Raw genomic sequence first — 19,200 nt, 5'->3', positions numbered from 1 at the left:
CCCCTCACAGCGCCAGGCTCCCCTGCTCCACCTCCTCGGCGTTGGGGTCGCCTGGGGCCGTGGCCCAGGCGAGTTCAACCAGCGTCACGGTGCGCTTTCCGGTGCCGTCGAGCTGGCAGACGATGAGGCCTTGCTCCTCGATATAGGTCAAGAGACGCCGGGCGCGGCGCAGCGAGTGCGAACCGTAGGCGCGCGCGATCGCGGCGTCGCTCGGGCACGGCCAGGCCTCCTTCGCCGCCCGCGCGATCATCATGAACACGCCCTGCATGTCGTCGGGCAGCAGCGATGCGCGGACGGAAACGTCCCGCCAAGCGTCATCACCTGCCGCCATGTCTGAGCCGAGGCCGGCGCGGGCGCGCGTCAGCATGCGGCGAAACTCAGGCAGGTCAGGCACCACCGAGGCGAGGCCCTCGATGCGGCAGCGCACCACGAATTCCTGGTAGAGCACGCCGATGACGCGAAAGCCTGCATCGGGCTGCGCCAGAATGGCGCGCAGCACGCGGTCCACCCGCTCGCGCCGTTCCGCCAGGTCCTCGGCGCTGATTTGCGGCTCCGCCGGTTCGGGGCGGATTTCCAGCGCCGCCGACTTCGCCGCCATCAGCTGGTCGAGCAGGTCGGGTGACGCCACCCGGCGCGGCGCGCGCATCGTCTCGGGCGGCGGCGCCGCCAGGATGATGGCGCGGGCATCCTCGAGTGCTGCTTCCGGCATCGCCATCAGCCGCGGCGTGCCGTTGCGCGGGCTGGTGTCGGTCGGGCCGATGCGCAGGCCGAGCGGCCGGCGCGACAGCGCCGGTCCCAGCGCCATGAACTGCCCGCGCTCCAGGTCGCGAAAGGCTTCCGCCTGCCGCCGTTCCATGCCGAGCAGATCGGCGGCGCGCGCCATGTCGATGTCGAGGAAGGTGCGGCCCATGAGGAAATTGGAGGCTTCCGCAGCGACATTCTTGGCAAGCTTGGCCAGCCGCTGCGTGGCGATGATGCCGGCCAGCCCGCGCTTGCGGCCACGGCACATCAGATTGGTCATGGCGCCGAGCGAGAGTTTGCGCGCCTCGTCCGACACCTCGCCCGCCACCGCCGGCGCGAACAGCTGCGCCTCATCGACCACCACCAGCATCGGATACCAGTGATCGCGGGCAACCTCGAACAGCCCGCCAAGGAAGGCGGCGGCGCGCCGCATCTGGTTCTCGGCGTCGAGCCCTTCGAGATTGAGCACGGTGGAAACGCGGTGGATGCGCGCCCGCTCGCCGGCCGCCTGCAGGCCGCGCTCGGTATGCTCCTCGGCATCGATCACCAGATGGCCGTAGCGCTCGCCGAGCGAGACGAAGTCGCCTTCGGGATCGATGATGGTCTGCTGGACCCAGGGCGCGCTCTGCTCCAAGAGCCGCCGCAACAGATGCGACTTGCCGGAACCCGAATTGCCTTGCACCAGAAGGCGGGTCGCCAGCAGTTCCTCGAGATCGAGGTTAGCTGGGGCGCCCGCCGTGGTGTGTCCCATCTCGATCGCAACGGTCATGTCTCGACTCAAAAAGGTCTCCTGCGCGGCATGGGGCTTAGCAACCCAGCTGCTGCCCGTCGAGCACCGATGGCCGACCGTGGGGTGTTGCACACAGGTGTGAGGGACAACGAAGGGTCCGTAAGGGGTGGTCGTCGGCCTGTGGATAGTAACCACCTGTTCACCATGCGCCAGCGTTCCGATTGAAGGCGTCCGGCATCCGCGTAGCCTGACCTTGCATCGCGCCCCAACGAGATGCACCCCAACGCCCCAAATGGCGGCCGGCGTCTTCAAGTTTCCTTTGTGTATACGCCGGTCGTCAGTTTGCCCCCTACCGCTCCCAGCTTACGCGCGTTGCGCGACACCGGCGGCAAAGGCGGCGCATCCAGCCCCTCGAAAGGGTCGCGCCAGGCGTCGATGGCTTCGAGCCGGCGATACCAACTGATGAGCACGGGATAGTCGGCGAGCGGCAGGCCGGCGACATCGTTGAAGGGCAGGAAGGTCGCCATGCGAAAATCGGCATAGGAGACCCGGTCTCCGAGCAGCCATTGCCGGTTGCCAAGCGCTGCCTCCAGGATTGCCGCCATTGTATCGAAGAGCCTCAGCCCCTCTTCGACCAGCTGATGGTCGATTGGACCCAGATGATAGCGCTGCTTGGTGCCGCGCTCGAAATGCACCATGTCGCAGGCCCGCGCAAAATTCTCCTTGCCCCAGCTCAGCCAGCGGATCATGTCGGGCTCGTCATCACCGGTGCGCCAGAAATCCGATCCGACGTCGCGCGACAGCCGGCAGGCTATGGCGTCCGCTTCCCAAAGACTGCCGCCCGGCCACGCCAGTATCGGGAGGGAAAGGTTGGGATTAAGCGGCCGGAAGCGCTCCGCTTGCCCCGGCGCGAAGGGTGACGCGAATTCGAAGGTCACCCCGGCCATGAGATGACGCGCCACCGCGACCGCCAGGCGCGGATTGGGATTGCGGCTGAAATACAGTTTCATATCGCCCACAGCCGGCATCGGCTCGATCTTGTCACGCATGAATGCCTCTCCTTGTCCTGGCCAACATCGCCAGACCTAGGACGGAGGCGGTCGATGCAATCCGACATTTCGTTCATTTCCCCCGAACCGGGGGCCAGGGTGCATCAAGGCGTTTTGGCTGCCAATCGAAACTGGACGGATGGCGCAAAGTTTGGGTTGACCGCCCCTGATGGCGAGGCGACACTTCCCCTCGGACCAAGGCAGGAGGAATTGCGATGGACGAGCCCGAACGGTGGCGCCACATGTCGACGGCGCCCAAGGACGGCAGCCGGATCCTGGTCACGGTCCGTCCCTCCGAACAGGGACCGGCGGAAGTCGACCTCGCCTACTGGGCGCGCGGCGACCAGTTCGCCGGCGAAGGCTGGCGCGCGTCGGATTCCTCACCTGGCCGCGTCGTCGAATACGCCGACCCCGAGCTGAAATGCTGGATGCCCCTGCCCTCGGCCAATCTCAGCCGCGGCGGCTCGCTGCCGGCGCCCTGGGAAGGCGAGGATGCCCAGCAGTTGGATGGCTCGGGGATTTAGCGACAGGACATAGCTACCGATCGCCCAAGTGGGGGAGATTGGCAGCTTCACCGTCGGCGCCACAAGTCACTTCAATGCAATATCTCGCGGCTTCGGGGTTTTCGGACCTTGCAGCGTCCTCCCGCTGCGGCGGGCCAAGCGGTTTCGGATCGCGGCCGAGAGGCTCCGGAGCGCAGCTGCCACGCGAGCAGATAACCCTGCCTTTGGTCCGGCAGGCTTCGCGTCCAGCGGCGACGGCTCGAAGCTCAGGCGGTCGACCAGCGCCGCGGCGTCGCGCCAGTCGGACGGCACGTCGTCCCAGATGGAAATCGCGAAATTCCGGCCGAATGGTGGATGTTTGTTGTCTGGGTGCATCAAATTGTTCCTTCAGCGCGCAGGATGCGAGGGAAGCGCCGCGCCCGTACGACACGCCCGCACCAGCGGATCGCGGAGGCCAAGGGATTGCGTACCGCCGATGCCCGCCAGGCCAGCTGCCTGTCGAGATAGCGCGCGAGCGCAAGATCATGCCGCAGCGGTGCTACCCCGCCGGACCGCGAATTTTCCCAGGGATCATCGTGCCAGATGGGCCAGTCGGTCGAGCTTAGGGGCGGCATGGCGTCCTCCTGAGGTGAGGTTGTTTGATCCCCGAAATTGTCCTCCACCGCCGTGAGACGCGCGTTGGAACAAGCGTGATGGATTCGTGAAAAGCGCCGCTTCGGCAAAATCACAGTTGAAATGGGGGCAGCTACGCGAAAGGATCGCCGGGAAGTTGTGGCGGATCCGATGGCGCACCCTCACCTCAATCTGCTCGGTGGTTTCGACTTTGCTGGCGATGCGGCGGCAGTGCCGGTTCTCAGCCGCAAGGCGCGCGCCATGGTTGCCTATCTCGCCTTGCAATCGCGACACTCGCAGTCGCGCGAGAAGCTTGCCGCCCTGCTGTGGGGCGCCAACAGCGAGCCCCAGGCCCGCATGAACCTGCGGCAGGCCCTGTCCGGCGTCAGGAAGGCGATGCACGCTTCTGGCAACGGCAGGTTCCTGACCAACGGCGACAGCATCACCTTCAATCTCGACGATCTTGATTTCGATGTCGCACGCTTTGAGACACTGGCCGCCGGCGCCGCGCCGGAGCAACTCGAGCAGGCTCTTGTGTTCTATCGTGGCGATCTTCTCGAGGGCTTCGGTCTGAACGAGGAGCCTTTTGAAGACTGGCTCAGGGTGGAGCGCGAGCGATTGAGGACAGTCGCCGTCGCGGTGCTGGAGAAACTCGTCGCCCATTACTCCACAACGAACGATCTGGCATCAGGCGTGCGGGCGGCGACGCGTCTACTGACCATGGAGCCCCTGCGGGAAGACATCCACCGGGCCCTGATGCGAGCCTTTGCGGCTCAGGGCCGGATCAATCTTGCGCTGAGGCAATACGAAAATTGCCGTGGCATGCTGCAGCGCGCGCTCAACCTGCAGCCCGAGCCGGAAACCCGTTCCCTCTACGAAGAGTTGCGAACGCGCCGCATGGCGCCGCAAGCTCAGTCCAGGACGGCAGGCCCGGCCTCGCTTGCAGGAGCGCCACCACCGACGCCAACCCATGCCGGCGAGCGGCAGCAGGCCTCGACCCACTATGTCAAATCGGGCGGGATCAACATCGCCTATCAGGTGACCGGCGATGGACCGATCGACCTGATCTATGTTCCCGGCTGGGTCTCCAACCTCGATCTTGCCTGGTCGTCGCCGCGGCTTTCGCATCTGCTTCATCGCCTCGGCACCTTTTCGCGCCTGATCCGCATGGACAAACGCGGCACGGGGTTGTCAGACCGCAGCGTTGGTTTGCCGACGCTCGAGGAGCGAATGGAAGACATGCGGGCGGTGCTGGATGCGGTCGGATCGAAGCGCACGGCTCTGTTCGGCAGCTCGGAAGGCGGACCCATGTGCATGCTGTTCGCGGCGACTTATCCCGAGCGCACCGCGGCACTTGTGCTCAACGGAACCTATGCCAGGGGCAGGTGGTCGAAGGATTACCCATGGGCAAGGACAAATGAGCAGGTGGAAGAAGACCTGGCCGCCGTCGAGAGACAATGGGGCGAGCCCGCTGACATGAGCAATGCGGCACCCAGCCTGATGAATGACAGCTCCGAGAGGGAATGGTTCGCCGCGTATCTCAGGAATTCAGCCTCGCCCGCCGACGCCATCGCGCTCTGGCGCTGGGGGACAGAAATCGACATCCGTGACATCCTGCCCACCATTCACGTTCCAGCACTGATCGTGCAGACGACCGGCGATCGCTGGGTCAAACCTGAAGAAGGACGCTACCTGGCGACGCACATCGAAGGCGCCAGATATATCGAACTCGCCGGCCGCGATCACGTGATCTGGGGCGAGAATTCCGATCGCCTCGTCGACGAGATCCAGTCCTTCGTTACCAGCGCCTTGCCGGCGGCGCCAGGCGAACGTGTCCTGGTGTCGGTGCTGTTGCTGGAGATGAGTAGCCCACCTTCCTGTCCCGGCGCGGATCCTGTCGAACGCCACGCTGACGAAATCCGTGCCGAATTGCTCACGGCCGAAGGCAGGCAGATCAGGCACTCGGAACATGGATTTCTCGCCGTGTTCCAGAGGCCGACCCGGTCGATCCAGTGCGCCATCGCGATCCGCCATCGCCTGCGACAATCCGGTCTCGATGTCCGCTGCGCAGTCCATACCGGCGAATGCGAAAAACGCGGCGATGATTTCTCCGGCATCGCAATCGAGCTGACATCGCGCTTGCTTGAAAATGCCGGGCCGGGCGAGGTCATCGCATCACGGACGGTTCGTGACCTGGTGATCGGCTCCGGTCTGGCGTTTGAAGAGCATGGCGAGGTGGAGATCGCTGGTCTTCCCGGCAGCTTGCAACTTTTCTCCGTCGAGCCGGTCAGATAAAGTCTGCTTATCGAGCAAGATCGCGCCGTGGCCATAATCCTTCGCGTCTCTGATTTATTTGACCGAGAACTCGGATGCGCCACCCGTCAGGGTGAAGCCTTGCCGAAGTCTTTGTGATACCTCCCTGATCAAATCGCATCAGGGAGGGCGCCATCGCCAAACCCACCTTCGCAGACATCGCCCGCCGCGCTGCGGTCGGCACCGCAACGGTCGAGCGCGTGCTCAACGGCCGGGGCGGCGTGCGGCCCGAGACGGTGGAGAAGGTAGTCGCAGCCGCCCGCTCTCTCGATTATCCGCGCCGGCTGCCCGAGGCCCATCGCGGCATCCTCCGCATCGAGGTCATCCTGATGCGGCCGGACTCGACTTTTTTCTCGCGCCTGTCCCGCGCCTTTGAGCGCATCGCCGCCACGCTCGACCGCACGGTCGCCGTGCACCGGACTTTTCTGGACGAAGGCGACGCCACGGCCGTCGCCCGGCGTATCCGTGAGCCAGGCATGCGCCGTGGCGGGCTGATCCTGGCGGTGCCGGACGATCCGCTGATCCGCGCGGCCCTTATTGAAGTCGAGGCGCAAGGTGTGCCGACGGTCCAGGTGGTGACCCGCATCGCCGGCTCGAAGGCCGACTATGTCGGCATCGACAATTACGCCGCCGGCCGTGTGGCCGCGCAGTTGATGAGCCGCATGCAGACGGGCAGCGGCAGCATCGCAGCACTCTGCCACAGCCAGATCTACCAGGTGCATCGCGACCGTATCCGCGGCTTTTCCGATTATCTGGCCGAGCATCCGCGCACTGACCTCGCCTTCGTCGAGGTGCTGTTCGGCCATGACGAGGGACCCCGCAGCGCCGACCTTCTCGTCGATCTTCTGCGCCAGCGCCCCGATCTCGCCGGCTTCTACAATGCCGGCGGCGGCAATGGCTCATTGAACGAGGTGCTGGCCCGCCATCCGCGCCGCCACGAAATCTTCTTCGTCGGCCATGAGCTGACCGAGCGCAGCAGCGCGGCCCTGCGCGCGGGGACCATGGACGTCGTGCTCGACCAGGCGCCGGAAGCGCAGGCACGCCGCGCAATCGACCTCATCCTGGCCCGGCTTGGCTTGCACGACCTGCCGATCGAAAACCCGCCGATCCGCTTCATCACCTTCACCGCCGAAAACCTTTGATCTGATTTGATCAAGGAACAAGCGGCCTTCCACCGGCCGCGATGATAAGCCTCTCGCAAATGGGAGGATCACTGGTGACCAGACGGCTGACGGTACACGACCTGCAAAGCGCCAAGGACAGCAAGAAATGGCTGCAGTTGCATGTCGACACGCCGGCAGAGGCAGCGGCCGCTGTCGCCTGCGACATCGTTATTCTCTCATGCGAACCCGATCACAATCTCGAAGCCATTCGCCAGGCGGCACCCCTCGCCTTCCTCTCCGTAGGGATGCCGCATGGCGCGGTCGCCTCGCCTGATGAGGCGGTGCGGCTCGGCTTCGCGATGATGAAGCGCGGCGCCGATGCGGTCTATTCATCGCATTCGCCGCGCTTCATCGAGGCCATGGCGGCCGAAGGCATTCCCGTCACCGGCCATGTCGGCCTGGTGCCGAATCGCGCCACCTGGACCAATTTCCGCGCCATCGGCAAATCAGCCGAAGAGGCACTGAAGGTCCTGCGAGCGGTGAAGGATCTGGAGAATGCGGGCGCCGCCTGCATCGAGGTCGAGGTGGTGCCGGTGCGGCTCGCCGAGCACATCACCCGCTCGACGCCGCTGATCACCATGGGCATGGGCTGCGGCTCGGCCTGCGACACGCAGTACCTGTTTTCCAGCGACGTGCTCGGCACCCACAACGGCCACTATCCGCGCCATGCGAGGCGCTATGCCGACTTCGTCACGCTGGAGGCCGAACTGCAGGAGAAGCGCATCGCCGCCTTCCGCGCCTTCGGCCGCGACGTGGCCGATGGCCTTTACCCCGAAGCGCGGCACCAGGTGGACATGGACGATGCCGCCTATGACCGCTTCCTCACCCTCTCCCAGTCTTTGTGAGACCGCCATGGACGATCTGAAATACGGCACACGCAACAAGCGCGGCGACTGGGCTCCGAACGAGCCTGCCGGCACGGCGCCGCTCTTTACGTTTCCGCCGCGGCCGCTGGCGCTGTTGAAATGGCTGCCGCACTATTTCCTGCCCTATAACATCCTCTTCGCGCTCTCGGCGGTTGCCTGGTGGCATTTCGTGCTGCCCGATGTCGAGGTGATGAAGACGCTATCCTGGGGCTGGATCCTGCGGCTGTTCCTCGCCAACTGCGCGGCATTGCTTGTGTTCTTTGGCGCCTTCGAGATCCGACTCTACATCTTGAGAAGCCAGGGCAACCGATTCAAATACAACGGCAAATGGCCGTCGGAGCAGAAGAGCAAGGCCTTCTTCTTCCAGAACCAGAATCTCGACAACATGCTGCGCACCTTCGGCACCGGCATGCCGATCTGGACGGCGATCGAGGTCGGCATTCTCTGCGCCTACGCCAATGGCTATGTGCCGTGGCTGACCTTCGCCGAGCATCCGGTCTATCTCTTCCTGCTGGCGCTGGCGGTGCCGATCATCCACGAGACGCATTTCTTCCTGCTGCACCGGGCGATCCACTGGCCGCCGCTCTACACATGGGTGCACTCGGTACACCACAATTCGGTGAACCCGTCGCCCTGGTCCTCGCTGGCCATGCACCCGGTCGAGCAGTTCGGCTACCTCGGCGTGGCGCTCTGGCATCTGATCATCCCGTCCAATCCGCTGCTGGCGCTCTACCAACTCCACTATGCCGGCTTCGGTGCCATTCCCGGCCATGTCGGCTTCGACAAGGTCGAGCTGACCGAGGACAAGACCATCGATAGCCACGCCTACCTCCACTACCTCCACCACAAATACTTCGAGGTGAATTACGGCGACGGCCTCATCCCGTTCGATAAGTGGTTCGGCACTTTCCACGACGGCAGCAAGGACGGCGAGGCCCGCATGCAGGCCCGCTACGAGAAGAAAAAGGCGCGCGCCAACGCCGCCAACTGACAGCCCAAGCAGACAGCCACACGGATGGCGCCAGCCATCCATCCAGCCATCCCGCAAGGGCCGGTAATCAAGGGAGGAGTGAACCGGCACTCCATCCAAGGGAGGAAACCGTGAAGAACTTTCTCATTTCGACGGCGCTAGCCACATTGATGTCGACATCAGCCTTCGCCGCCAAGATCGGCGTCAGCATCGTCAACTTCGACAACAATTTCCAGACGCTGCTGATGCACGGCATGCAGGACCGCGCCAAGGAAAAGGGCGCCGGCATCCAGGTCGAGGATGCGCAGAACGACGTCGCCAAGCAACTCGACCAGGTCAAGAACTTCATCGCCAGCGGCGTCGATGCCATCATCGTCACGCTGGTCGACACCAACGCGTCGAAGACGATCAGCGAGGAAGCCGCCAAGGCCGGCATTCCGCTGGTCTTCGTCAACCTCGAACCATCAGACATGAAGAATCTGCCGGAGAAACAGGTCTATGTCGGCTCCAACGAAACGGAATCCGGCACGATCGAGGCATTCGAAGTGTGCAAGCTCTTGCGCGCGAAAGGCAAATCAGCCGGCGCCACTGCCTACATCGTCATGGGCAGCCTTGTTCACCAGGCGGCGCTGCAGCGGACCAAGGATGTCGAACAGATCTTCGCCACCGACATGTGCAACTTCATCAAGGTCACCGACAAGCAGTCGTCCGAATGGGCCCGCGACAATGCGCAGAACCTGATGACCAACTGGCTTACGGCAGGCCCTGCCCCGGATGCTGTCATCGCCAACAACGACGAATCCGCCATCGGCGCCATCCTGGCGCTGAAGGCCAATGGCATCGACATGAAGAGCGTTGTCGTCGGCGGCATCGACGCCACCCAGGATGGCCTGCAGGCGATGAAGGCGGGCGACCTCGCTGTGACCGTGTTCCAGAACGCCAAGGGCCAGGGCGGCGGCGGCGTCGATGCGGCACTGGCTCTGGCCAAGGGCGAGAAGGTCGACCGTGTCGTCTATGTGCCGTTCGAACTGGTCACGCCAGCCAACGCCGCCGACTACCTCAGCAAGAACTAAACCCAGGACCAGAACCTCCGGGGCAGCGGTTCAAGCTGTTCCGGGGGTCCGTTGCGATCGCATTCAGGGGTAAAAAATGTCCAGTTGGATCAAGGCTTGCGACCTCGACGACATCGAACAGGAAGGCGCGCGCCGTTTCGATCATGGCGGGCGGACCTACGCCATCTTCCGCTCGCCCGGCGACGAAGTGTTCTGCACCGACGGGCTGTGCACCCATGAGGCGGTCCATCTCGCCGACGGGCTGGTGATGGACTACGAGGTCGAATGCCCCAAGCACGGCGGCGCCTTCGACTATCGCACCGGCGCAGCCAAACGCTTGCCGCCCTGCATCAATCTCAAGAGCTATTCGGCGCGCTTGGAAGGCGGCGCCGTGCTGGTCGATCTGTCGGACTAGCTCAAAACAAAAACGCCGCAGTAGCCGGGTTCGGGCCGTCGCGGCCGTCGGCCGAATCCATGCCGGCGATCGTCTCGAGATCCTGCGCATCCAGTTCGAAGTCGAAGACGTCGAAATTGGCCGCGATGCGGTCCTGGCGGACCGACTTCGGGATGACGATCAGCCCTTGCTGAAGGTGCCAGCGGATGATCGTCTGCGCGGCCGACTTGCCGTGCTTCCCAGCGATGCCCGCGATCGTCGGGTCGGTGAGCAGCCGGCCGCTGCCCAGCGGGCTCCAGCTTTCGGCGTGGATGCCGTAGCGGGCATGGAAATGCCTGAGGTCGCGCTGCTGGAAGCGGGGATGCAGTTCGATCTGGTTGACCACGGGGACTACGCTGGTTTCGCCGATGATGCGCTCCAGATGGTCCTGGTTGAAATTCGAGACACCGATCGACTTGATCCGCCCCGCCTGCTTCAGCTCGACAAGCGTCTTCCAGGCCTCGACATATTTGTCCTGGCTGGGCACCGGCCAGTGGATGAGGAAGAGGTCGATCTGCTCGATGCCAAGTTTCTTCATCGTGTCGTCGAAGGCGCGCAGGGTAGCATCACGCTGGTGGGCGCCGTTGCGCAGTTTCGAGGTGATGAACAGCTCGCTTCTCGGCACATCGGCAGCGCGGATCGCCTCGCCGACCCCTTCCTCGTTCTGGTAACCCTCGGCGGTGTCGATCAGCCGGTACCCCGCCTTGATCGCCCAGCCGACCACGTCAGCCGTAATGTTATGATCGACCTGCCACACGCCAAGGCCAAGCTGCGGGATGGTAGCGCCGTCGTTCAGCGTGATCTGTTCGGGCATTGTCGGGTCCTTTGCGAAGAGATGTCCGGGCGGTCGCCCAACGCAGCCTATCTAGGCATGCACCGGGGCGACGACCAGTCGCCGATGGACAAATTCGCGAGGCTCGACTTCGCAGCCCTGATGCTTTCGTCAGAGGAACCAGCTCATTTCGGCCGCCGCACGGCCCGCACCACCCCGGTGGACGTGCTGCCGCAATAGAGGCGGTCGGCGCCATCGGATTCCAGCCCCGAAATGCTCTTGCCGGCCGGCATGTCGAGCCGCTCCAGAAGCTTGCCGGTTTTCGGGTCGACGCGGCGCAGATCGCTCTCGTCGCCTTCCCAGGTGGCGTGCCACAGCTCGCCATCCACCCAGGTCACCCCGGTGACGAAGCGGCTGGATTCGATGGTGCGCAGGATTTTTCCGGTCTCGGGATCGATCTGGTGGATCTTGCGCTCCCGGTACTGCCCGACCCAGAGCGTGCCTTCGGCCCAGGTCAGCCCGGAGTCGCGGCCGCCGCCGGGCGCCGGTATCGTGGACAGCACCGCGCCGGTATCGGGATCGATCTTCTGGATGCGATCATTGGCGAGCTGGAAGAAATGCCGGCCGTCAAAGGCGGTGCCGGCATGGGCGGCGACATCGATCGAGCGCAGCTTCTCCCCGCTTTGCGGATCGAAGGCGTTCAGCCTGTCGCCCGAGGCGAACCAGACGTTCTCGCCGTCAAAGCTCACCCCATGGATCCGCTCGACACCGGGAAAGGGTCCGTATTCGCGCAGGATTTCGGCCGGTGAATGTTTCATGTCTTGATCCTCGATAGTGGTCATCCACCCTTCCTAACCACTTGGCAGCGGCGCCGGGAGTAACAAGGTGGTCGTGAATCCGGCCACCGGCGGCGTCATCCAGCGGCGCGCCCTTCCGTGGCCGAAAGACTGCACCTTGCCGGCCTCGGCAAGCGGCTCGAGCGCTCGCTGCACGCTGCGCTGGCCGGTTGCCAGCGCCAGCGCCAGGGCCGAGCTCGACCAGGCTTCGCCATCAGCCAGCAAGGCCAGCACAGCCGCATGCCGTTCCTCGATCGGCCGCGCCAGCACCATCACCGCGCGCGCCTGGTGCGGCGCCAGCGCAAAACCGCGCTTGGTGGCACTGATGTCGGCCAGCGCGGTAAGCTCGGCGCGCAGCCGGCCGATCTCGACGCGCAGCCGCGCGCGATGCGATTCATCCGCATGCTTGCCGCCAAAAGCCCGCGCCACCAACTCCTCACGCGACACATCCCCGGGCCATGCCTCGCCAAGTGCACGCGCCAGTGCGAACAGCACCGGCCGGCTGGCCAGCGAGACCGTTTTGTCCCCGGCGCGCACGGTATAGCGAAAGGCATCGAGGACCAGCGCCGGCGATGCCTGCAGCGCCTCGACTTCTTCGAGCAGCAGCGGCCGCTCTGCACCCTGAGTGATCAGCCGCGCCGCCGGTGTGTCCAATGCCAGGGATGCGCTGTCGACCTCCGCCATGAGGCCTGGAATGCCGGCCTGGCGGGCGGCGTTGCGTGCCCATTCGAGTGCTGCGCGCGCCGGCCGGGTTCTGAGCCGCCGGATGGCGATGCCGGCGACAGCAAGCTCATGCGCGGCTCGCGCGGCCGGCGGCAGCGGCGTCGGGTCGAGCCCGGCCAGCACATGTTCAGCCTCGTCGAGCCGGCCGATCAGCAGCAAGCGCCGCACCTTGAGGTGGCCTGCATGCGCCGCGTTCAGCCGGTCGCCATGCTTTTCCAGCGTTGTGCGCGCCGCGTCGAGCGCCTTGGCCGGCCAGCCCAGATCACGCGAGACCAGCGCGATCTCGGCCTCGGCGACGACGCATCTGGCCCGCGCCACGGCCTCTTTCGGGCTGAACGCGCGGGCCGCCCGCCGCAAAAGCAGCTTGGCGCGATCGAAATCGCCGAGCTGCGCCATGGCGATGCCGCGCAGCGCCAGCGCCGGCGCATCTTCGCGCAGGGCAACGCGGTCGAGCGCGCCGAGCGGATCGCCCGCCGCCAGCGCCAGCGCTGCCGCCGTGATCAGCGAGTCCATTCAAATCCCGTCACACTTGTAACTCCCACCCCCACCGCATGCCGCCGTAACTTAGATCAACACCGCCGGCCGGCAAGCCGCACGGTTGACGCCCAAACTAAGCATCTTAGCTGTCACTATTAAGCATCTCACTAGAGGTAGTTGAAAATGCCTGCAACCGAAAATCTCGAACACACCGCACGGCCCCGCCACCCCTGCTGTGCCGGGCCGGAGGATTCAAATCCCGTCGCAGATGTAACTCACGCCATCCCGCTTCATCGCCCTAGCCTGGATCCCCAGGCAACAGACCGCACCACTGGCAAAGGAGAAGACCAATGACCAAGCACATGACGATGCAGACCCCACCGGTCGTTTCGCAGCAGGAATGGGCAGCCGCGCACGCGCAGCTTCTCGTCAAGGAGAAGGCGACGCTACGCGCCAAGGACGCGCTCGCCGCCGAACGCCGGCGCATGCCATGGGTCGAAGTCGATAAGGCCTATGTGTTCGAAGGCCCCAACGGCAAGGCAAGCCTGCTCGATTTGTTCGAGGGCCGCCGCCAGTTGATCGTCTACCGCGCCTTCTTCGAGCCGGGCGTCTATGGCTGGCCCGATCACGCCTGCCGCGGCTGCTCGCTCGGCGCCGACCAGGTCGGCCACCTCGCCCATCTCAACGCCCGCAACACCACGCTTGCCTACGCTTCGCGCGCGCCTCAGGCCGACATTGCGCGGCTGAAGACGCGGATGGGCTGGGACATACCCTGGTACACAATCGCCGACAGCTTCGACAAGGATTTCGGCGTCGACGAATGGCATGGCCACAACGTCTTCATCCATGACGGCGACCGCGTCTTCCGCACCTATTTCATCAACAGCCGCGGCGACGAGGCGATGGGTACGGTCTGGAGCTATCTCGACGCCACCCCGCTCGGCCGCCAGGAGATCTGGGAGGACTCGCCCGAAGGCTATCCGCAAACCCCGCTCTACAGCTGGTGGAATTGGCACGACAATTACGAAGCCGGCGCCGACAAGAAATGGGCCGAGGTGTCCGCGGCGGGTGAAGCCGCGTTCAGGGACAAGGGCGAGTAGCAAGGGACTGACGAGAGCGAAGCCCCCTTGTGCCGCGTTGGTCGACCCCCACTCCGTCTCGGCTTCGCCGAGCCACCTCTCCCCCGATCGACGGGGTAGAGGAAAGGCGCCAGGCTTTTTGCAGTCAACGCTCGTCCAGCGAAGCTCTCTTCCTTTCCCTCCGGAGGGGGGAAAGGTGGCGCTGCGAAGCAGCGACGGATTGGGGGAACCACCTGCCAATCAAGCATGGCCCTGATCAGTCACACCAATCACCCATAGCCTAGACGAAAGTGGGGGCGAGGAACGCAGATTCTGACGGGCCGCAACCATTAAGGGATTAAGATTATGAGCGATATCCATTCTGGCACCGGTAGCGCAACCCCTGAAAACACAGCCGCCCTCGGCATAGTCGATTGGCTCTGCCTCGCCGCCGCCCCGACTTTCGCGGTGATGGCACTGCTCTCCTGCCTTCAGGGCAGTGATGCATCCATGATGTGCATGGGCGCCTCGCCGCTCACTGGCATGGTAGCGATGTACCTGCTGATGAGCGCCTTCCATCTTGCACCCTGGCTGCGCGTGATTTCAGGCCGCCAGGTCCGCTAGATCCGCGTCAAACATCCCCACACGTCGGAGACAGACAATGAAGCTCGTCAGGCTGAGAGCGCCCGGTGGCTTGGACAGGCTGGACCTGGTCGAGGAAGACCCGCCCCAGCCAGGACCTGGCGAGGTGATGGTCAGGATCCGCGCCTGCTCGCTGAACATGCGTGACGATTTCGCGGTGCAGGGCAAGACACCGCTCGCCGATGGCCGCGTGCCGCTGTCCGACGGCGCGGGTGACGTGATCGCCGTCGGCACCGGGGTCGATGCACTCAAGCCCGGCGACAGCGTCGTCAGCACCTTCTATCCCTGGTGGCTCGACGGCGACATGACGCCCGCCACCAGGCGCGATGTGCCGGGCGACAGTTTTGACGGCGTGGCCAGCGAATATGTCTGCATGCCGGCGCAGGCCTTCACCAGGGCGCCTCGGGGCTACACGCATGTGGAAGCCGCAACGCTGACCTGCACCGGCGTCACCGCCTGGCGCGGCCTGGTGGTGTGCGGCAAGGTGAAGCCCGGCGACACGGTGCTGGTCCTCGGCACCGGCAGCGTATCGCTGTTTGCACTGCAATTCGCCAAGGCCGCCGGCGCCCGGGTCATCGCCACCTCATCCGACGCGGAAAAGCTGGAGCGGCTCAAAGGCCTCGGCGCCGACGCCACCATCAACTACAAGGCCGTTCCGGAATGGGGCCGCAAGGCCAGGGAGTTGACGCATGGACGCGGCGTCGATCACGTGATCGAGGTCGGCGGCCCCGCCACGCTAGCGCAATCGATAGCCGCCTGCCGCACAGGCGGCCACATCGCCCTGATCGGTGTGCTGACCGGCTTTGCGGCTGAAGTGTCCATCCCGGCCGTGTTCTCGAACCAGATCCGCATCAGCGGCATTTCGATCGGCAGCCGGGCCGATCAGGAGGACATGATCCGCGCGATAGACGTCAACCGCATCAAGCCCGTCATCGACCGCCGTTTCCCGCTGCGCGACATCGCCGCCGCCTTCACGCACTACGGAGCCCAGAAGCACTTCGGCAAGGTTTGCCTGGAACTTTGAGCCCTGCGGGCAGATGCACGCCTCAACGTGCCTTCATCCGTCAGCCGCCTGGACCGCAAGCGCCTGCATGACTTCGGCCTCGAAGGCGCCAGGCACACGCCCCGCCTCGGCCAGTTGCCTTGCATCCCAGTCACGCGCGATGCGGCCTTCGGCCAGGAGGACGGCGCGGTTGCACAGGCCAGGCACGGCCTCCACGACATGGGTGGAGATGATGACGGCATGGCGGCCACTTGCCGCCAGGGCCAGGATGATACGCTTGACCTCGAAGGCGGCGAGCGGATCGAGGCCGTTCAGGGACTCGTCGAGGATCAAAAGCGGTGGCGCACCGAGCAGAGCCGCGGCAATGGCGATCTTGGCCCGCGTACCGAGTGAATATTCGGCGATTAGCCGGTCGATCCAGCGCTTGAGCCCGAGCCGTTCGGCGACATTGACGCCAGGCCAGTCATCTTCGGTGCAGCCGCGGATCGAGGCGACGAGCTGGAGATATTGCTGGCCGGTCAGCGTCCCCGGTAAGTCGGGCGGGTCGATGGCGAGGCCGAAGCCGGACTTGGCGCGCTCCGGTGCAACGGCAAGGTCGACGCCGTTGATCGCCACGCTGCCCGCGAGCGGCCGGATCTGGCCGGTGATCGCCCTGAGCAAAGTGGACTTGCCTGAGCCGTTTGCGCCGAGCAAGCCAAGGATGTCGCCCCGGTCGAGCGACAGATCGATGCCGCTGACGACCGCGCGGCCCCCATAGCCGGCGTTGAGCCCGCGAACCGTGAGTATCTCGGCAGAATCGACACTGCTATCCATGGCGATATCTCCGTTGCGCCCGGTGCCACAGGAACAGGACAAGGGCGGCAAAACCTATCAGCACGGTGCGACCGTATTCGAGCGATTCGTAGCTGGTGTAGGCGATAGCGCTGATGAAGCTCAACGCGGCGACGAACGGCACGGTCATGAAATAGGCGGCAAACACCGCATAGGCGCCGTTCAGCGCCAGCAGCCACAGGCCGCTGGCTACCGGCATCGCCCAGGCCGACGGCTCCGCCGCCAGGGCTGCGCCTGCCGGCAGGAGAAAGAAGGCGACCGACAATTGCAAGGGCAGCCGCGCCAGGCGCAGCCAGGCCCTGGCGAAGCCGAGCGGAGCCGTGCGCAACACCGGCGAGCCGAGCGGATGGAATCGCGCGCTCAGCATGAAGACGGCAAGGCCCCCGGTCAGGCCGGCCATGGCCGCCGGCACGGCGTCGTGACGAACGAGGCTGATCGCTGCTGAAAGGGCCGCGACGACACCGAAGAAGACGGCCGCGACAACCAGTCGCCAGGACGGGTACACACGGCCAGCCGGCAGCCCCCAGGCCCAGCTGGACAGCCAGGCCGGCGCCGAACGGTCGAAGACGCCGAGCCAGGGACGGCGTCCACGCCCCTCGCCCGCCGGGCCGGCCTTGTCTTCGAGACCGATGGCATCGTGGCCGCTGCGCAGCCGCCAGCCGGCTGCCGCCAACAGGCCCGCGGCAAACAGGATCGCGGCGCCGAGACCCCAGACCGGCGCCAGCGGTTTTTCGATGACGGCACCGCCAAGACCGACCGCCGCCGCGGCCGCCACGACAAGCGGAATGCCCATCGCAAATATCGCCACCGTCGCCATGCGCCGGCGCTCCCGCAACGACAGCGGCAAGGCTCCGAGGAATGGCGCAAAGGCGCGCGACAGGCAAAGCCTGGTGAGCACGTTGCCGGCGAAGCCACCTAGAACGAGAAACGCGCCCGGCAGGCCAAGCAGCCACAGCGTCTGTGCCTGCCGCAGCGTGGCTGCTGATGCCCGCAAGGCGAGGACGATGTCGGCGATGGCATAGACAAGCAAAGCCCCGCCGCCGAGCACGATCCAGGCAAGGTCGCGGCGGCGCATCGAGCGCAATCCAGCCGAGAGCTCGCGCCAGAGCAGGGTCAGGACAAGCCTGTCGTGCCGCATTGTTCCATCATCGCGATCGCAAACCAGTTGGATATCGACATAGGTCGGCGACGATTGTGCCGCCAGTAGGGCCGTAGCTGCTTTGCCGCCTGCGCGGGCTTTGCCTCGACGTTCTTCAGCGCAGTCAGGGGACCTGCATCGTCGCATGAAGGCTGGTCACGATGTGCCGAGCATCCGTCAGCAACAGCTAATTGACAGCCCTGCGGAAACGGCGCTCACTGGCCTGCACAGGTGGATCGCAGCGTAGGCGGGCGATATCGACCGCCGGCGTCACCCTGGGAGGATGCCATGCCAACCGTAATTGGCCATCACAACATCTCGAAAGACAGCAAGGACTGGCTCAGTTCACCCAAGCGCAAGGAGCTGTTCGGCTCGCTTGGGATCACCAACGTCCGCACCTTCGTCGATCCGCAGAATCCGAAACGCGTGGCTGTGCTGATGGACGTGCCGGATATGGATAAGATGGCCGCACTGATGCAGAGCAAGGCAGCCGCCGACGCCATGGCGCACGATGGCGTCGTGCCGGAATCGCTGGTGATCCTGGTCGAAGCGAAGGCGTAGCCGCGCCACCGGCCCGTCGGAACCGGCAAACCGGATCTTCGGCTTCAACCGCCAGACGCCGCAAAATAGTCCTGAAGCGCCTGATCGGTCACGGCTCTGGTCGCAGCCACGGCGTCCGGGGCGGAAATCGTTGCCTGAACCGAGAAGAAGGTCAGGTCGTGCAGCCCGATCATGCCGAGCACGGCCTTCAGATAGGGCGTGAGGAAATCCGGCTGGCGGGCCCGCTCACCGGAAAACCGTCCGCCCGAGGCGATGGCGACAAAGACCGGACGGTCGGCTAGCAGGCCGACTTTTCCAGCCGGCGTGACATCGAAGGTGCCGCGCGCTCGCACGACGTGGTCGATCCAGGCCTTCAGCGCGGAAGGCACGGTCAGATTGTGCATGGGTGTGCCGATGACGACGGCGTCCGCACGCTCCAATTCCGCGATGAGCTCTTCGGACTGGATCATGGAGCCTTGTTCCGACACGTCGGCGAAGGACGCCTGCGACATCGCGTAGTCCCTGTCGACATGCGCGATGCTGCCGTCACCGAGGACGCGATCGACGACTGTCGTCATCGGCTCCTTCTGCTTGAGAAAGCCGATGATCTTTTGCGCGAGCCTGTCGCTCTCGGAGATCGGCCCGCGTGGGCTGCAGCTGACATGCAGGATTGTCTTCATCGGATCGCTTCCATGGTCTTGAGCGGATCGGTCGAGACAGGCCTACTGCCGTCATGACCCAGTCCCAA

Annotated in this window: 21 protein-coding genes; 11 read left to right on the top strand and 10 right to left on the bottom strand. The window is 65.0% G+C overall.

Translation table 11 applies throughout. From position 1 onward, the window contains the following. Nucleotides 1-4 precede the first annotated feature (4 nt). On the bottom strand, nucleotides 5-1,510 hold the full coding sequence (locus AC1DX4_RS29760) for a helicase HerA domain-containing protein (protein WP_477223709.1): 1,506 nt from the start codon (nucleotides 1,508-1,510) through the stop codon (nucleotides 5-7). A 269-nt stretch (nucleotides 1,511-1,779) separates the two neighbouring features. Next, nucleotides 1,780-2,481: a glutathione S-transferase family protein gene (locus AC1DX4_RS29755; protein ID WP_477223747.1), complete on the bottom strand. Its 702-nt coding sequence runs from the start codon at nucleotides 2,479-2,481 to the stop codon at nucleotides 1,780-1,782. A gap of 254 nt (nucleotides 2,482-2,735) precedes the next feature. On the opposite strand from AC1DX4_RS29755, the gene AC1DX4_RS29750 reads away from it, so the two are divergent. After that, nucleotides 2,736-3,044, top strand: coding sequence for a hypothetical protein (locus tag AC1DX4_RS29750; RefSeq protein ID WP_027046206.1), 309 nt, complete (start codon nucleotides 2,736-2,738; stop codon nucleotides 3,042-3,044). A gap of 66 nt (nucleotides 3,045-3,110) precedes the next feature. On the opposite strand, the gene AC1DX4_RS29745 is transcribed toward AC1DX4_RS29750, so the two are convergent. Continuing rightward, nucleotides 3,111-3,398, bottom strand: a complete 288-nt coding sequence (locus AC1DX4_RS29745; protein WP_477223708.1) for a hypothetical protein — start codon at nucleotides 3,396-3,398, stop codon at nucleotides 3,111-3,113. Then, nucleotides 3,398-3,637, bottom strand: coding sequence for a hypothetical protein (locus AC1DX4_RS29740; RefSeq protein WP_477223707.1), 240 nt, complete (start codon nucleotides 3,635-3,637; stop codon nucleotides 3,398-3,400). Before AC1DX4_RS29740 ends, AC1DX4_RS29745 begins: the two co-directional genes overlap by 1 nt. A gap of 169 nt (nucleotides 3,638-3,806) precedes the next feature. Here AC1DX4_RS29740 and AC1DX4_RS29735 point away from each other — a divergent pair, with 169 nt between their 5' ends. From AC1DX4_RS29735 to AC1DX4_RS29710, 6 genes are all read left to right on the top strand, one after another. Continuing rightward, nucleotides 3,807-5,930 carry an alpha/beta fold hydrolase gene (locus tag AC1DX4_RS29735; RefSeq protein WP_477223706.1) on the top strand — a complete coding sequence of 708 codons (2,124 nt, stop codon included), beginning with the start codon at nucleotides 3,807-3,809 and terminating at the stop codon, nucleotides 5,928-5,930. Nucleotides 5,931-6,082: 152 nt separating this feature from the next. Further along, complete coding sequence (locus AC1DX4_RS29730; RefSeq protein WP_477223746.1) at nucleotides 6,083-7,090, top strand: LacI family DNA-binding transcriptional regulator; 1,008 nt, start codon at nucleotides 6,083-6,085, stop codon at nucleotides 7,088-7,090. Between the two features lie 74 nt (nucleotides 7,091-7,164). Further along, nucleotides 7,165-7,956, top strand: coding sequence for a 3-methyl-2-oxobutanoate hydroxymethyltransferase (locus AC1DX4_RS29725; RefSeq protein WP_477223705.1), 792 nt, complete (start codon nucleotides 7,165-7,167; stop codon nucleotides 7,954-7,956). Nucleotides 7,957-7,963: 7 nt separating this feature from the next. Beyond that, nucleotides 7,964-8,968, top strand: a complete 1,005-nt coding sequence (locus AC1DX4_RS29720) for a sterol desaturase family protein (protein ID WP_477223704.1) — start codon at nucleotides 7,964-7,966, stop codon at nucleotides 8,966-8,968. Nucleotides 8,969-9,078: 110 nt separating this feature from the next. Next, nucleotides 9,079-10,020 (top strand): substrate-binding domain-containing protein, encoded by a 942-nt coding sequence (locus AC1DX4_RS29715; RefSeq protein WP_477223703.1) that lies wholly within the window; start codon nucleotides 9,079-9,081, stop codon nucleotides 10,018-10,020. A 76-nt stretch (nucleotides 10,021-10,096) separates the two neighbouring features. Then, a complete protein-coding gene (locus AC1DX4_RS29710; protein ID WP_477223702.1) occupies nucleotides 10,097-10,414 on the top strand; it encodes a MocE family 2Fe-2S type ferredoxin in 318 nt (105 codons plus the stop codon). A 1-nt stretch (nucleotide 10,415) separates the two neighbouring features. Here AC1DX4_RS29710 and AC1DX4_RS29705 read toward each other — a convergent pair whose 3' ends face one another. From AC1DX4_RS29705 to AC1DX4_RS29695, 3 genes are all read right to left on the bottom strand, one after another. Beyond that, entirely contained in the window at nucleotides 10,416-11,246 is an 831-nt protein-coding gene (locus tag AC1DX4_RS29705) for an aldo/keto reductase (RefSeq protein ID WP_477223701.1), read from the bottom strand. Nucleotides 11,247-11,389: 143 nt separating this feature from the next. Continuing rightward, the gene (locus AC1DX4_RS29700; RefSeq protein WP_477223700.1) at nucleotides 11,390-12,022 is read right to left on the bottom strand and encodes a Vgb family protein; all 633 of its coding nucleotides are present in this window, start codon (nucleotides 12,020-12,022) and stop codon (nucleotides 11,390-11,392) included. 33 nt (nucleotides 12,023-12,055) lie between these two features. Continuing rightward, nucleotides 12,056-13,276, bottom strand: coding sequence for a helix-turn-helix domain-containing protein (locus tag AC1DX4_RS29695; protein ID WP_477223699.1), 1,221 nt, complete (start codon nucleotides 13,274-13,276; stop codon nucleotides 12,056-12,058). Nucleotides 13,277-13,590: 314 nt separating this feature from the next. Between AC1DX4_RS29695 and AC1DX4_RS29690 the strand changes: the two genes are divergently transcribed. The 3 genes from AC1DX4_RS29690 to AC1DX4_RS29680 all read left to right on the top strand — a co-directional run bounded on the left by AC1DX4_RS29690 (nucleotide 13,591) and on the right by AC1DX4_RS29680 (nucleotide 15,964). Further along, nucleotides 13,591-14,340 (top strand): DUF899 domain-containing protein, encoded by a 750-nt coding sequence (locus AC1DX4_RS29690; RefSeq protein WP_477223698.1) that lies wholly within the window; start codon nucleotides 13,591-13,593, stop codon nucleotides 14,338-14,340. Between the two features lie 324 nt (nucleotides 14,341-14,664). Continuing rightward, entirely contained in the window at nucleotides 14,665-14,922 is a 258-nt protein-coding gene (locus AC1DX4_RS29685; protein WP_477223697.1) for a hypothetical protein, read from the top strand. 37 nt (nucleotides 14,923-14,959) lie between these two features. Beyond that, entirely contained in the window at nucleotides 14,960-15,964 is a 1,005-nt protein-coding gene (locus AC1DX4_RS29680; protein ID WP_477223696.1) for a zinc-dependent alcohol dehydrogenase family protein, read from the top strand. Between the two features lie 33 nt (nucleotides 15,965-15,997). Here AC1DX4_RS29680 and AC1DX4_RS29675 read toward each other — a convergent pair whose 3' ends face one another. Further along, nucleotides 15,998-16,756 (bottom strand): ATP-binding cassette domain-containing protein, encoded by a 759-nt coding sequence (locus AC1DX4_RS29675; protein ID WP_477223695.1) that lies wholly within the window; start codon nucleotides 16,754-16,756, stop codon nucleotides 15,998-16,000. Continuing rightward, nucleotides 16,749-17,912 (bottom strand): hypothetical protein, encoded by a 1,164-nt coding sequence (locus tag AC1DX4_RS29670; RefSeq protein WP_477223694.1) that lies wholly within the window; start codon nucleotides 17,910-17,912, stop codon nucleotides 16,749-16,751. The genes AC1DX4_RS29675 and AC1DX4_RS29670 overlap by 8 nt, the downstream gene beginning before the upstream one ends. A 288-nt stretch (nucleotides 17,913-18,200) precedes the next feature. Between AC1DX4_RS29670 and AC1DX4_RS29665 the strand changes: the two genes are divergently transcribed. Next, the gene (locus AC1DX4_RS29665) at nucleotides 18,201-18,473 is read left to right on the top strand and encodes a hypothetical protein (protein WP_477223693.1); all 273 of its coding nucleotides are present in this window, start codon (nucleotides 18,201-18,203) and stop codon (nucleotides 18,471-18,473) included. Nucleotides 18,474-18,517: 44 nt separating this feature from the next. On the opposite strand, the gene AC1DX4_RS29660 is transcribed toward AC1DX4_RS29665, so the two are convergent. Continuing rightward, nucleotides 18,518-19,132: an FMN-dependent NADH-azoreductase gene (locus AC1DX4_RS29660; RefSeq protein WP_477223692.1), complete on the bottom strand. Its 615-nt coding sequence runs from the start codon at nucleotides 19,130-19,132 to the stop codon at nucleotides 18,518-18,520. Nucleotides 19,133-19,200 lie beyond the last annotated feature (68 nt).

This window comes from Mesorhizobium sp. P3_A8 (assembly GCF_056402995.1).
Note: the sequence above shows the minus strand (reverse complement) of the source record. Positions and strands in the feature narration are given on the sequence as shown.